Source organism: Actinomyces sp., from assembly GCF_030530635.1.
In the GTDB taxonomy this organism is placed as follows: domain Bacteria; phylum Actinomycetota; class Actinomycetes; order Actinomycetales; family Actinomycetaceae; genus Actinomyces.
On record NZ_JAUMUL010000014.1, the window covers coordinates 41,716 to 55,681 of the forward strand.

Sequence of the window (13,966 nt, forward strand, 5' to 3'; positions counted from 1 at the left end):
GAGCGCTCAGACACAAAAGGCGCCGGCCCGACTCCCGCTGTGCCGCCTACACCGCGGACAGCAGCCCGCACAGGCGAGCGTGCCAGGCCTGCGCCGAGGTGTCGGTCAGGGAGGCGATCTGATCCACGACGGCTCGCAATCGACCGGAGTCGTCGGCCGACTCGTTCCAGGCCGCGGCGAAGACGGGCTCCAGATGACGAGCCCCGCCCTCTACCAGCGCATCGGCCAGGTCGAATAACTCGGTGCGCTGACGCAGATAAACGGGCTCGTGCTCGCGGGGCGCCATCACGTAATGCACCGCCACACCCTTGAGGATCAGGATCTCGGCGGCGGTCTGCTCGGGGATGACCAGTTCGGCGTTGTAGCGGGTCAGAGGCCCCTCCCCGAAGACCTCGCGCGTGGCCACGGCGACGGCGGATACGAAGCGGCCGATGAGTTGGCTGGTCAGGTTCTTCAGCTGTGCCGCATCCGCCATCGCGCCGGTATATTTGCGGATCCAGAACGGCTGGGCGGATAGTCGCTCCCAGGCGGCGCCGAGAGTGTCAGCGCTAACGCTTGTGCCGTACCAGGCACGGGTGGAGTCCACCACGGCAGCGATCTCGGTGGCGTCAGTAAGGCGGGCGGGATCCATCTTGAACAGGGCGATGGCGTCCTCCACGTCGTGCACCGAGTAGCCGACGTCGTCGGAGAAGTCCATGATCTGCGCCTCCAGGCAGCGCCGCCGGGCCGGGGCATTCCGACGCATCCAATCGAAGATCTCCCGGTCCTCGTCATAGCAGCCGTACTTGACCCGGGAGCGCCCGTCCGGACCTCCCGGTCCCTCGCCCCTGGCCCAGGGGTACTTGGCGACCGCGTCCAGGCTGGCGCGGGTGAGATTCACGCCCACGCTCCGGCCGGCCGCATCCAGGGTCTTGGGCTCCAGGCGGGTGAGGATGCGGAAGGTCTGGGCGTTTCCCTCGAAGCCGCCGATGGATTGCGCCACCACGTTCAGCGCCTGCTCGCCGTTGTGCCCATAGGGCGGGTGCCCCAGGTCGTGTGAGAGGCAGGCGGCATCGACTACATCCGGATCACATCCCAGCGCCTGTCCAAGTGCTCGCCCCACCTGGGCCACTTCCAGGGAGTGGGTCAAACGGGTTCGCACGAAGTCGTCGGCGGACGGACCCAGAACCTGGGTCTTGGCGCCGAGTCGGCGCAGGGCGGAGGAATGCAGAATCCGGGCGCGGTCGCGTTCGAAGGGGGTGCGCTGCGGGTTCTTGAGCGGCTCGGACACGAAACGCACCACATCGGCCCCGCCGTATCCGACCAGGTCGCCGGTGTCCTCGGCCACGGCGCCGCTCGCTCCGAACTCGCCTGTGACGGGGAAGCGCTGTTGTGAGACGGACATGAGTCCAACGTATCGCAGGACGTGGCGGCAACGTTCCTGACAGCGGGTTACTATGGCTCACGCCTTAGCCGTACGGCTTGGCAGGATGTCTTGTCGCCGGGACTCGCCCGTGGCCCCTCGTGGGCCCGGTCCGGCCTGCAGGTCCGGGTAGAACCCGGCGGAAGGGAGCCAGTTGCCGTGACCACCACGACGACGCTCATCCACCGTGCGTACACCGGTCCGGTGGAATGGTGGAGAGACGGACTCGTATACGAGGTCGCCTCCCCCGAGCTCGGCGCCGCACAGCTGGACGACCTGCGCAGCGTCTGCGAACACGTGGTCTCCCTCGGATTCGGCGCCATCCTTCTGCGCCCATCCCGGCTTTCCGCAAATTCCGACATGGCGGCGTTCCGCCGCTTCGCCGAGCACACCCATGAGCTGGGTCTGCGCGTGATCGTGCGGATCTCGGGGGCACTGGGACCGGTCACCGGCGCCTCTGCCCACAATGACAACCCAATCGTGGTCGGCCAGGAGCGCGATTACGACGGGCTGGTGGAACGGGCCGGCAGTTTCCTGGCGGCTGGGGCCGATGGTGTTGACCTCGGCACCATCGTGCCGCCCGAGATCTGGGACGAGTCCGATCTGGAGCGGCTCAGCGAGTACTTCACAGCCGTGCAGTCCCTGCTGGCCGAGTACGTGCCCGAGGGCACGCTGGGTGCAGACGTGTCCGCCAGCTACCCCGATGCGCTGTTGCATCATTTGCAGGACGATTGGCTGCACCACCTGCGTGACGATCGACTCATGTTGTCCCGCTGGGACCAGGGCTCGCTCACTAGTGCCATCACCGATTCCCTGGCTGAGCACGACCGCTTCGGCGCACCGCCGGTGTGGCGTCTTCTCCCCAGCTATCGGCTGGCCGGGTCGGTGCGGCCGGGAGACGGGCGTCGCTGGTTCGAATCGGTGTCGGAGGACGAGGTCCTCCGGCGCGCCCTGGCCCTGCAGGCCCTGGTATTGGCCTTGCCCGGCGCCGTCTACCTGCGTCAGGGAGACGAGGTCGGGCTGGCCGACGCCGCCAGGCCCGCCGATCCTGTGGCACTGGCCGAAATCGTCAATGATCGCGCCGCTTCCCAGGGTTCCCAGTTCGGCTCTCCCCTGGCCACTGTTCGTCACGCCAGCTACGTGCGTCACGAACACAACCTGGCGGCGGCGCCCTTCGCCTTCGTGAAGGGGCTGGACTGGTGTCCGCGGGATGTGCTGGTCGTGTTGACGCGGGACGTGTTGGTGCTGGTCAACACCTCGCCGCGTGCGCTGATGCTGCCCGAGCACGCCGATGTGCTGTTGTCGTCGGCGGCGCTGGAGCAGGAGGGCGGCAGTCTGATCGTGCCGCCCACGACGACGGTCTGGGCGACCGCCTCGACTGTCGCCTGAGACACTCTTCTGCAACATGCTTGCATGAATCCGCGTATCGACTTGCAAGATTTGCAGGAGGCCGTTACATTTTTTTCGTCATCCCATCAGCTCCATTCAGATTCGAAGGAGAATCCCGGTGTCTGTCAATCGCCGCTCGTTCCTCTCCGTGACCGCCATCGCCACCACCCTTGCCGCCGCAGCCGCCTGCGGCTCGAATGACGGTCAGTCCGCCTCGACCTCCGCCGCTCCCGAGGCCTCGGCCGCGGGCACCGACGGGCAGGTAGTCCGCGACGCCGGCGCCGACCTCGTCATCTGGACCGACGAGGTCAAGGCCGGCGCCCTGAAAGACATTGCACAGAAGTGGGGCGACCAGCAGGACATCTCCGTGGCGGTGCAGATCGTCGCCGACGAACTCCAGGGAACCTTCATTGCCGCCAACCAGGCCGGCAACGGGCCGGACATGATCGTAGCCGCCCACGACTGGATCGGCAACCTGGTGCAGAACGGCGCCATCTCCCCGGTCACCCTGGACGCCGCTGCCAAGGACAACTACAGCCAGGTGGCGTTGGACGCGGTCACCTACGACGGCCAGTACTACGGCGTGCCCTACTGCGTGGAGACGCTGGGCCTGTTCGTGAACAAGGGCCTCACCGATGTCACCGCCCCCGCCACCATTGAGGAGCTGGTCCAGGCCGGGCAGGCCTCCTCCGCCGAAAAGGTACTGCTGCTGCCCGTGGGCGAGGAAGGCGACGCCTACCACATGGAGCCCCTTTACACCTCCGGTGGCGGCTACCTGTTCGGCACCAAGGAAGACGGCTCACTCGACGCCACCGACGTGGGCGTAGGCGGCGAGGGATCGATCACCGCGGCCAAGAAGATCGGCGATCTGGGCAAGCAGGAAGTGCTGAGCACCTCCGTGACCGGCGACAACGCGATCTCCCTGTTCACCGAGGGCAAGGCCCCCTATCTCATCTCCGGTCCCTGGGCCATCGCCGACATCACCACCGCAGGAATCGACTACGAGGTCTCCAAGGTTCCCGGATTCGAAGGCCTGAAGGAAGCCCGCCCCTTCGCCGGTGTCAACGCCTTCTACGTGGCGAACGCCGGGAAGAACAAGGCCTTCGCGGAGACCTTCGCGGCCGACATCGCCAAGGACTCGACCATCGCCGAGGCCATGTACGCCATCAACCCGCTGCCGCCGGTGCAGCAGGACCTGGCCGACAAGCTGAAGGCTACCGACACCAATATGGTCAAGTTCATGGACTTCGCCGCCGCCGCCGACCCGATGCCCGCCATCCCCGAGATGTCCGCCATTTGGGGCCCCCTGGGCAAGGCCCAGGCCAACATCATCGGCGGTGCCGACCCCGACTCCACCATCACCAGCGCCGGAAACGAGATCAAGTCCACGCTGGAAAAGTGACTCACAGGTGAGGGTCGGCGGCCTGGCAGCCGACCCTCACCGCGCCCTCCCGGGCCGTCGGCCGCCGGCGGCCGAAACCCTCAGCCCCGATCCGGCCGCCCCCGACAGCGGTCGGCCGCCCGACGCCGCCCGGTTTCGGTTTCGCCTCATACCAGGCCTCCCGTCTTTCGCTCTCTTCTTTCAGTCTTTTCAGTCTCTTTCAGTCCGATGAAAGGTCATTCGACGATGACGTCCCCAACCGCCCCCCGAGGCGGCGGCCACGCCGCCACAGGCGCGGACAACTCACAGGAATCCTCTCGTCACACAATGCGGGAACGAACGACGACTATCCGCTCGGTGCTCGCACGCGTGCTCGTCCTCGGCGCCGCCCTCGCCGTAGCCGCCTATCTGCTGCCGCTGCTGATCGCCGCACGCATGTGGATGTGGCTGTTCATTGTGGTAGTCGCCACCGCCGCCTTGTTCATCCTGTACTCGACCCGGCGATTCGTGCCGGCTAAGTACTTCTTCCCGGGCACCTTCTTCCTGGCCGTGTTCCTGATCGTGCCGATAATCATGACGGTGCAGACCGCCTTCACCAACTTCGGCGACGGCTTCCGCGGCACCAAGGAGGAGGCCGTAACCACCATCACAAACAACTCGGTGGTTCAGGCCGCCGACTCCTCGCTGTACAACCTGTCCGTGGCCACCACCGGGTCCGTGGAGGACGGCCCCTTCTCCCTGTTCCTGGTGGACACCGACACCGAAGAGGTGCTCTACGGAGCCGATGGCGATACGGTCAAGGCGGCCACCGACGTCGACACGACCGTGACCGACGGCTTCGTCACCGCCGCCGACGGCTACACCATCCTGACCGGCAAGGAGGTCAACGCCGCCTACGACAAGATCTCCAACCTGACCCTGTCGGTCTCCGAGACCACCGCCATCAAGGTCCAGGGCGTGCGCTCCGCCTTCGAGGGAACCAAGACGATGGTGTACGACGAGGATGCCGACGCGATTACCAATACCCAGACGGGTGACGTCTACACGGTGCAGAAGGTCGGCAACTCCGAGTATTACGTCAACGCCAATGGGGACCGGCTGGCGCAGTCCTGGAAGCAGAACGTCGGTCTGGCCAACTTCGAGCGCCTGTTCGGCAATCAGAGCCTGCTCAAGCAGTTGGGGGGCGCCTTCGGGTGGACCCTGCTCTTCGCCGCCGGTTCCATGCTGCTGACCTTTGGTCTCGGCTACTTCCTGGCTCTGACCCTCAATGACGACCGTATTCGCGGCAAGAAGCTGTACCGCTCCTTCCTGCTGCTTCCCTATGCCGTTCCGGGCTTCATCTCCCTGCTGATATGGTCGAACTTCTACAACCGTGACTTCGGCCTGATCAACGAGACGCTGCACCTGCACATCAACTGGCTCGGCGACCCCACCTGGGCCAAGATCGCGGTGCTGCTGACCAACACCTGGATGGGCTTCCCCTACATGTTCATCGTGTGCACGGGCGCGCTGCAGTCGATCCCGGACGATCTGAAGGAGGCCGCCCGCATCGACGGGGCCTCCGGCTGGCAGACCACCACCCGGGTCATCACCCCGCTGCTGCTGGTCTCGGTGGCACCCCTGCTGGTGAGCACCTTCGCCTTCAACTTCAACAACTTCAACGCCATCCGACTGCTCACCGAAGGCGGGCCCTTCGCTCCCGGCGAGTACACGCGCGGCGGCACCGACATTCTCATCTCCATGGTCTACCGCATCGCCTTCGGCGGATCGGGGGCGGACTACGGTTTCGCCTCCGCCGTCTCCGTCGTCCTATTCGTCATCACCGGCGTCTTGGCCGCGGCACAGTTCACCGCTACGCGCCGCCTTGAGGACATCCACTGAAGCCGCCGGAAAGGACCGAAAATGAGTAAGACCGCATCGAAGAACGCCGCCGCCAGCACCGAACACCCGCAAATCCAGCACAACCGCATGCCACTGCGCCGTTGGTTCCGGGAGATCGGCTGGCGCCACATGGTCGGCGTGCTGGCCCTCGGCTTCGCCGCCTTCCCGATCCTGTACGTCATCTCCGCATCCTTGAACCCCCTGGGCACGGTGGCATCCACCTCCCTGATCCCCACCCGGTTCAGCCTGGTCAACTATCAGACGCTGCTCGGTGGCGAGAAGGGTCCCTTCACCCGCTGGTACCTGAACACCATGATCGTGTGCGCGGCTGTCGCGGCGGCACAGATCTTCTTCTCCGTGCTGGCGGCCTACGCCTTCAGCCGCTTCCGCTTCAGGGGGCGTCGCGGCGGCCTGTTGGCACTACTGCTGATCATGATGTTCCCCACCACACTGTCGATGATCGCCATCTACAACATGATCTCCGGCATCGGCGAGATCGTGCCCACCATCGGCTTGAACACGTTGCTGGGCTACTGCCTGGCCCTCATGGGTGGCGCCCTGGGCCAGGTGTGGCTGATCAAGGGAACCTTCGACGCCATCCCCAAGGAGCTCGACGAGGCCGCAATCCTCGACGGCTGCAGCCACTGGCAGGTGTTCTACCGGATTCTGTTGCCCTCTCTGAAGCCGATTCTGGCAACTACCTTCCTGCTGGCTTTTGTCGGCATTATCTCCGAGTTCATACTGGGTTCGATCTTCCTGACCGACGATTCCAAGAAGACTCTGGCCGTGGGTCTGTACGGCATGCTCTCAGGCGACCGTTCCAACAACCTGGGCGTCTTCGCCGCCGGCTCGGTGATGACCATGCTCCCGGTGATCGCCCTGTTCCAGTATCTGCAAAGGTACATCGTCGGCGGCGCCACCGCCGGCGCGGTCAAGGGCTGAGGCTGATCGATGACCCGCCAGCACGAACCGCAGTACCTGCACCAGCCCCACCACGACACCGGCCCCGCCTACCTTCTGGGCTCACGCCGTCCTGGCGCCGAACTCACCGCCAGGGTGTGGGTGCCCACTCCCTGGAAGCCCGAACGCATCATCCTGCGTCAGGTCATAGACGGCGAGCCAGACCTGTCTCCCGCCGAGATGGTGTCCACAGGCGACGCCGGCACCTGGTGGGAGGCGAAGGTCAGACTGGTCAATCCGGTCAATCACTATCGCTTCCTCCTACTGTCTCCGGGCAGCGAGAACCCATACATGTGGTTCCATGCCGCAGGCCTGGCCGACCACGACGTCCCCGACGCCACCGACTTCCGGGTACTTGGTGCAGACGACGCCCCCGATTGGGTTCTCGACGCCGTGTGCTACCAGATCTTCCCGGATCGTTTCGCCGCCCACACCGCTCCACAGGAGCGTGCGGCCCCGGCCTGGGCGCAGCCCCACGGCTGGCTCGACGAGCCGCCCCTGGCGGGAGATCCCGCCGGGCAAGCCTGGTACGGCGGGGATCTGGACGGCATCGCCGACCACCTGGACTACTTGCAGGAACTAGGTGTGAACACCGTCTACCTGACTCCGGTGTTCCCCGCCGACTCCGTGCACCGCTACGACTCCACCAGCTTCGCCCACGTAGACCCCCTACTTGGCGGTGATGCCGCGCTGGCCCGCCTGTCAGAGGCGCTGCACGCGCGCGGCATGCGGCTGCTGCTGGACCTGACCACCAATCACACCGGCGTCTCCCACGACTGGTTCCGGCGTGCCGTATCCGACGCCGATTGCACCGAGGCCGGCTTCTACGCCTTCGATCGTCACCCCGATAAGTACGTGACCTGGATGGGGGTGGCCACCATGCCCAAGCTCGATCACCGCTCGGAGGACATGCGCGACCGGCTGCTGCGCGGAACCGATTCGGTCACCGCACACTGGCTGCGCCCGCCCTACAACGCCGACGGTTGGCGCACGGACGTGGCCAATATGACCGGACGCAGCGGAATGGTCGACCTCGCCCACCAGGCGGCCCGCGATATGCGCTCCACCATGCGGCAGGTCGAGACGAAGACCGGGCGGGAGCTGTGGCTGGTCGCGGAGCACGGCCACGACGCCTCCGGCGACCTTGACGGGGCGGGCTGGCACGGCACCATGAACTATCACGGCTTCACCCGGCCGCTGTGGTCCTGGCTCGCCGCGCCCGATCCCGCCGACAACCTCAATTGGTTGGGAATCCCCACCGGCATTCCTCGGCTCCCGGCGGACCCGATTACACGGGGCGTGCGGGAATATGCCGCACACATGCCGGGCACCTGTCTCACCCACTCCATGAACCTGCTCGGTTCGCACGACACGCCGCGCATCCGTACCGTCGTCGGCTCCCGGGCGGCACAGTTCGTGGCAGCCACCGCACTGTTCACCGCGCCGGGGGTACCCACCGTGTTCTCCGGCGACGAGCTCGGCGCCACCGGTCGCACCGGTGAGCACTCGCGCACCACCATCCCCTGGACCAGCCCGCCAGGTGCAGCACCGTCCAATGAGCCGGGCCCCGTGGGCGCCTGGGGCCCGGTGGACCGCGTCACCCTCGACCGCTACCGGCTTCTGGGCCGGCTGCGCGGTGAACTACCCGCGCTGCGGCGCGGTGGCATGCGCTGGGTGCATGCCGAAGGCGACCTGGTGGTCTGGTTGCGGACCCACCCGGAGGGGGACGTATTGGTGGCTCTGGCCCGGACGGGAGGGACAATAGTGGATCTGCCTTTGGCCGCGCTTCCGGCCGAGGCGGTCGATGCTGTGAAGACCATGGACGGCATCGACATCACCGTCGTCGGCGAGCAGGGCGGGCACCTGACCATAACCGCCAACGGTCCGGGATCGGCCATCGTCACGCTGCGCCCGGCTCCACCCCGCACCGATTCCACCGACATTCCATAGGCGCGATATGCATGCCTCATCTCGCCGCGTATCAAGTCTCGTCACCCGGCGGCCGTAGCCGCTGGTTTCCCTTTAGGATGGGCACCGTGCAACAGCGCATCACTCTCGCCGACATCGCCGAGCAGGCGGGCGTCTCCACAGCGACCGTGTCCCGGGTCCTGAATGGTAAGTCCAACGTGGCGGAGGTAACCCGCCGCCAGGTGCTCGTCGCCCTCGACCTGCTCGGCTATGAGCGCCCTGAATCGCTCCGCCAAGCCTCCAAGGGCCTGGTGGGGCTGATTGTGCCCGAACTGTCCAACCCGATCTTCCCGTTGTACGCCCAGGAGATCGAGCAGTTGCTGGCCCCCAGCGGACACACCCCGCTGCTGTGCACGCAGACTCCCGGTGGGACCAGCGAGGACGAGTACATAGAGATGCTGGTGGATCGGGGCGTGGCCGGCATAATCTTCGTCTCCGGACGACACGCCGACACCGGCGGCGACGTCACCCGCTACCAGCGACTGCGGGAGCGGGGCGTGCCGCTGGTGACCATCAACGGCAATGCCTCCACGATCAAGGTTCCCGGTTTCGCCACCGACGACCGGGCGGCGGCTCGAATGGCCGTGGATCACCTGGCCAGCTTGGGGCATACCCGCATCGGCCTGGCGATCGGTCCCGGACGGATGGTGCCCGCTCAGCGCAAACGGGCCGGTTACGAGGACGGGGTGCACGCCGCTCTGCCGGACCAGCAGTTGCGCATCGTGGAGACCTTATACACCTATGAGGGCGGCGCCAGTGCCGCAGTCCGACTACTGGAGCAGGACTGCACCGCCATTATCTGCGGATCGGACATCATGGCGCTGGGCGTCATCTCCGGGGTGCGAGCCGCCGGCAAGACCGTGCCGCAGGACGTATCGGTGATCGGGTATGACGACTCCCCCCTTATTCCCATGACGAATCCTCCGCTGACCACCGTGCGCCAGCCGGTCGCAGCGATCTGCCGGGCGGCGGTGACCACCCTGCTGGCGGCCATCGGCGGCGAGAGGCCCGCCGATACCGAGTTGCTGTTCGTCCCCGACCTGATCGTGCGCGGCTCCACCGCCCCGGCGCCGCACACCAGGGTCGCCTGACTCCACTCCGGCTTCGGCCCGCCCCTCACCGAGTTCGGTCGATCTTACGTGCCGAGGTCGGTCGATGATGCAGCCGAGCGCTCTTAGCGAGACCAGGTGCGTGCCAATCGTGCGCCGGTTACCGCCAGCCGCTCGCGCAGCGCGGAAGCGCCGCCGACATTCCACCCGCCGTTTCGACCTGCGTGAAGCTCCTCGAGCGAGTAGGCGGATACCACGCCCGCCGCGGCCAGTTCACCGCGCGGCAGGGCCATTTTCCCCGCCACCAGTACCGTCGGTAGAGCCCGTTTCCCGGCGGCCTCGCCGACCACCGCGACCACGGAGTCGGCGACGACGTCGTATATCTCTCCGGCGGCCGTCACCACCAGATCCTGGCCGGCGACGGCGTCCCGCAAGCCCAGCAACGAAGACATGGCGCGAGGCCCGGGCACGGCCCTGGCACCGAGCGCCCGCAGCACCAGTGCCGCTCCCCCGCCCGCACCGGTGCCCCGGGAGGTGACCGACAACGCCTGTGCTTGCGCGCCCACAATCGGCAGATTGCCGTTATGGACTGCACCCGCCCGGGACACGAGCCCCGATGCCGCCGCACAGGCACGCCGGTTCAGTTCCTGGCACTCCTCCCCGCCGAGCGCAGTGACCGCGGCCAGGGCCTGACCGGCGCCCGATACGCCGCCCAGCGGGGTGTCATCGGCCAGGGCGAGCACCAACTCGCGGCCAGTCATCAGTGTGCGAGCCGCTTCCAACCCGCCGAGTCCATCCAGGGCACCGAGCCCGCCATCGTGCACGGCGGTCGGTCCCAAGGTCGCTACGAGCGTGTCTCCAGGCGCCGTAATCCGCAGAGCAGCGGCCAAGGCCTGCCCAAGGCCCTTTGTCGTACCGGCCCGCGCCTCGAGCGCAGCCTGCCCGCGGTCGGCGGGAAGCGCTAGCAATCGGGCCGTGTCCAACAACCAGGTAGCGCGTGCGCCGCTAACCGCGGCCGTGCCGGCGCGGCCTAGGTCACTAGGACGCAGGCACAGCAGGTCCGCCTCCCGGACCTGGCCGAGGGGACCGGCCGCCTCCACGGCGGTCCACGCCCCGATCCGGTCCTCGCTGATTGCCTGCGCCGTGCCTGAGCCGCCGTCGGGCAGCGGCAGGCGGGTGAGAACATCGTCGGGCCGCTGGTCCTCCCAACCAGTGGATAAGGCTCGTGCGACGGCGGCGGCTCCAAGCCCGGATTCAGGGGTCACCAAGGGGATACCGCCGGGCTCGGGGTACATCGGCCCGGGGGCCAGGAGGATACGCATTGGCATGGCGGGCCGAGTCAGTCGGACACGACGACGCCACCGAGCCGCGCCAGCAGCAGGATGTCGGCGACCACTATGCGTTCGAGGTCACCCAGGTGCATGGACTCGTCCTCGCTGTGTGCGCGTGTGTCCGGATCCTCAATGCCAGTGACCAGCACCTGTGCGTCGGGGAACGCCCGCTTGAGGGTGGCGATGAAGGGTATCGAACCGCCCTGACCGATGTTAACGGCCCCATTGCCGAAGGCGGTGCTCAATGCCCAGCGGGCCGCACGCGCAGCAGGCGTGTCGGCGGTCGAGTCGAAGGCCGGTCCCATCTCGCCGACGTCGACCGTAACCCGGGCACCGAGAGGGGCGTGCGTCTGCAGATGCGTCTGCAGGGCGGCGAGTGCTGTGGCCGGATCCTCACCGGGTGCGATCCGCAGGGAGAGGCGGGCGGTGCAGCTCGGGGCGAGCACATTGCCGGCCACCCGGAGAGGCGGCACGTCCATGCCGATGACGGCGAGCGCCGGCTTGGTCCACAATCGGGCAGTCAGGTCACCCGTGCCGGCGAGCGCAACGCCGTCCAGCACGCCGGCGTCGGAGCGGAAGTCGGCCTCAGAGTAGTCGGGAGCGCCGGGCGCGGCGACAGTTTCGCAGATGAGGCCGTCCACGGCGACATCGCCGTTCTCGTCGTGCAGGGTGGCCACCAACCGGCACATGAGGGTGATGGCATCGAGTACCGGACCGCCGTACTGGCCGGAGTGGAGAGCATGATCGAGCACGTCCAGGTGCACGTCCACCTGGACCACTCCCCGTAGGGAAGTGGTCAGCGCCGGCACCCCCACCCGCCAGTTGGAAGAGTCGGCGACCACGATCACATCGGCGTCCAGTTGCTCGCGGTATGCCTCGAGGAAGGCCTCGAATGAGGGCGAGCCGATCTCCTCCTCCCCCTCAATGAACACGGTCACCGAGCATGGCAGTTCACCGTCATTCAAATCGGCGACCAGGCGCAGAGCGTGCACCAGGGAGACCACGCCGGCGCCGTCGTCGGCCGCACCCCGACCGAACAGACGCTCACCGCGCCGCTCGGCGACGAAGGGATCGGCCTGGCGCCACTTGGCGGGATCGCCCACGGGCTGGACGTCGTGGTGGGCGTACAACAGTACCCGGGGTGAGCCGGCAGGGCCCTCCCGGTGAGCAAGCACCGCTGGACGGCCGGGACCGTCCGGGCCGACGGCGCTCGCCACTCGCGCCTCCAGACCGGCCTCACGCAGCAGCCCGGCCACATGCTCGGCGGAACGTTCAATCTGGGCGGGATCGTGACCGGAGGCGGATACGGACGGGATGGACACCAGCTCCCTAAGGTCGGCGACGACCCGATCGAAGGAGTCGTGTACGGCGGCGCGCACGGCTTGGACAGTGATCATGAGTTGCAGGGTAGCGCGGTAGAGCCGCTAACCTGTGGCCCGTGAGTCTGTTAGAGAAGCTGCCGTTCGGCAGACGCAGCCGGGCCGACGACGATGCCGCAGCCGCCGCGCCCGCCCCCGCAAAGGCTTCAGGCAAGGGGCGTCCCACTCCTAAGCGCAAGGACGCGCAGGCCCGAAACCTGCACCCGCTCGTGCCCGCGGACCGAAAGGCCGCCAAACGGGAGGCACGAGCTAAGCAGGACGCCGCCTGGGAGCGCCAGCGGCAGGCTATGCAGACCGGAGACGACCGTTACCTGCCGCTGCGGGACAAGGGCCCGATCAAGCGGTACATCCGCGACTACATCGACGCCCGCTTCTCCCTGGGCGAGTTGTTCATGCCGCTGACTTTCCTGCTGCTGATTGTGTTCATCGCCTTCTCCTCTCGGCAGACGCTGCTCGGTTACTACTTCATGTTGGCCATCTACCTGTTCCTGTTCATCGCGATCGGCGATGCGGTGGTCTGTTGGCGGCGACTGCGCCGGCGCCTGTACGCCAAGTTCGGAAGTGACAAGGTCCAGGAGCAGGGGACGATCTTCTGGTACATCTTCTCGCGCTGCTTCAACCTGCGCCGGTGGCGGCAGCCCGCGCCCCAGGTGGCTCGCCGCCAGTACCCCGACTGAGCCCACTGGGCCCCGAACTCCGGGCCCAGTTCCCCACCGAGATCGGTAGTTGTTACGTGCCGAGGTCGGTAGAACAGGCGCGGGATGCGTTCACTCCCCGAAATAGTTGCGCCACTGTACTTGCGTCGCGCTAGGCTGTGGCCATGGTCGCATATCGTCATCTCGGCAGTTCCGGACTCAAGATCACCGAAATCACTTACGGCAACTGGCTCACTCACGGCTCCCAGGTTGAAGCCGACACCGCCGTGGAGTGCGTACACACGGCGCTGGACCTGGGCATCACCAGCTTCGACACCGCGGACGTGTACGCCAACACCGTCGCGGAGGAGGTCCTCGGGCAGGCGTTGAAGGGGCAGCGGCGCGAGTCCCTGGAGATCTTCACCAAGGTCTACTGGCCCGTCGGCCCGAAGGGCGCCAACGACGTCGGCCTTTCCCGCAAGCACATCATGGAGGGCATCGACGGTTCGTTGCGTCGCCTGGGGATGGATTACGTAGACCTCTACCAGGCGCACCGCTACGACTACGCCACGCCGCTGGAGGAGACCATGC

At 66.9% G+C, this 13,966-nt stretch carries 11 protein-coding genes; 8 read left to right on the top strand and 3 right to left on the bottom strand.

Translation table 11 applies throughout. From position 1 onward, the window contains the following. Positions 1–46 precede the first annotated feature (46 nt). On the bottom strand, positions 47–1,384 hold the full coding sequence (locus Q4A20_RS05410; RefSeq protein ID WP_303121101.1) for a deoxyguanosinetriphosphate triphosphohydrolase: 1,338 nt from the start codon (positions 1,382–1,384) through the stop codon (positions 47–49). Positions 1,385–1,561: 177 nt separating this feature from the next. Between Q4A20_RS05410 and Q4A20_RS05415 the strand changes: the two genes are divergently transcribed. The 6 genes from Q4A20_RS05415 to Q4A20_RS05440 all read left to right on the top strand — a co-directional run bounded on the left by Q4A20_RS05415 (position 1,562) and on the right by Q4A20_RS05440 (position 10,072). Further along, entirely contained in the window at positions 1,562–2,791 is a 1,230-nt protein-coding gene (locus tag Q4A20_RS05415; RefSeq protein ID WP_303121103.1) for a glycosidase, read from the top strand. Between the two features lie 118 nt (positions 2,792–2,909). Then, on the top strand, positions 2,910–4,193 hold the full coding sequence (locus Q4A20_RS05420; RefSeq protein ID WP_303121105.1) for an extracellular solute-binding protein: 1,284 nt from the start codon (positions 2,910–2,912) through the stop codon (positions 4,191–4,193). Positions 4,194–4,499: 306 nt separating this feature from the next. Beyond that, on the top strand, positions 4,500–6,053 hold the full coding sequence (locus Q4A20_RS05425; protein WP_303121107.1) for an ABC transporter permease subunit: 1,554 nt from the start codon (positions 4,500–4,502) through the stop codon (positions 6,051–6,053). A 21-nt stretch (positions 6,054–6,074) separates the two neighbouring features. Next, positions 6,075–6,995: a sugar ABC transporter permease gene (locus tag Q4A20_RS05430; protein WP_303121109.1), complete on the top strand. Its 921-nt coding sequence runs from the start codon at positions 6,075–6,077 to the stop codon at positions 6,993–6,995. A 9-nt stretch (positions 6,996–7,004) separates the two neighbouring features. Beyond that, positions 7,005–8,963 carry an alpha-amylase family glycosyl hydrolase gene (locus tag Q4A20_RS05435; RefSeq protein WP_303121110.1) on the top strand — a complete coding sequence of 653 codons (1,959 nt, stop codon included), beginning with the start codon at positions 7,005–7,007 and terminating at the stop codon, positions 8,961–8,963. 86 nt (positions 8,964–9,049) lie between these two features. Next, positions 9,050–10,072 (top strand): LacI family DNA-binding transcriptional regulator, encoded by a 1,023-nt coding sequence (locus tag Q4A20_RS05440; protein ID WP_303121111.1) that lies wholly within the window; start codon positions 9,050–9,052, stop codon positions 10,070–10,072. An 83-nt stretch (positions 10,073–10,155) separates the two neighbouring features. On the opposite strand, the gene Q4A20_RS05445 is transcribed toward Q4A20_RS05440, so the two are convergent. Together Q4A20_RS05445 and Q4A20_RS05450 are read right to left on the bottom strand one after the other, a co-directional pair. Next, the gene (locus tag Q4A20_RS05445; RefSeq protein WP_303121112.1) at positions 10,156–11,352 is read right to left on the bottom strand and encodes a glycerate kinase; all 1,197 of its coding nucleotides are present in this window, start codon (positions 11,350–11,352) and stop codon (positions 10,156–10,158) included. Positions 11,353–11,369: 17 nt separating this feature from the next. After that, positions 11,370–12,758: a dipeptidase gene (locus tag Q4A20_RS05450; protein WP_303121113.1), complete on the bottom strand. Its 1,389-nt coding sequence runs from the start codon at positions 12,756–12,758 to the stop codon at positions 11,370–11,372. A gap of 41 nt (positions 12,759–12,799) precedes the next feature. Between Q4A20_RS05450 and Q4A20_RS05455 the strand changes: the two genes are divergently transcribed. Together Q4A20_RS05455 and Q4A20_RS05460 are read left to right on the top strand one after the other, a co-directional pair. Further along, positions 12,800–13,417, top strand: a complete 618-nt coding sequence (locus Q4A20_RS05455; RefSeq protein WP_303121114.1) for a DUF3043 domain-containing protein — start codon at positions 12,800–12,802, stop codon at positions 13,415–13,417. A 143-nt stretch (positions 13,418–13,560) separates the two neighbouring features. After that, positions 13,561–13,966 (top strand): aldo/keto reductase (locus Q4A20_RS05460; protein ID WP_303121115.1); only part of this gene is annotated, 406 nt, incomplete at its 3' end.

What these genes read in the sequence shown, in the direction of transcription:
- Q4A20_RS05435 (WP_303121110.1), top strand. Translation starts at nt 7,005, where the DNA reads ATGACCCGCCAGCACGAACCGCAGTACCTGCACCAGCCCCACCACGAC.
- Q4A20_RS05425 (WP_303121107.1), top strand. Translation starts at nt 4,500, where the DNA reads ATGCGGGAACGAACGACGACTATCCGCTCGGTGCTCGCACGCGTGCTC.
- Q4A20_RS05430 (WP_303121109.1), top strand. Translation starts at nt 6,075, where the DNA reads ATGAGTAAGACCGCATCGAAGAACGCCGCCGCCAGCACCGAACACCCG.
- Q4A20_RS05410 (WP_303121101.1), bottom strand. Translation starts at nt 1,384, where the DNA reads ATGTCCGTCTCACAACAGCGCTTCCCCGTCACAGGCGAGTTCGGAGCG.
- Q4A20_RS05445 (WP_303121112.1), bottom strand. Translation starts at nt 11,352, where the DNA reads ATGCGTATCCTCCTGGCCCCCGGGCCGATGTACCCCGAGCCCGGCGGT.
- Q4A20_RS05450 (WP_303121113.1), bottom strand. Translation starts at nt 12,758, where the DNA reads ATGATCACTGTCCAAGCCGTGCGCGCCGCCGTACACGACTCCTTCGAT.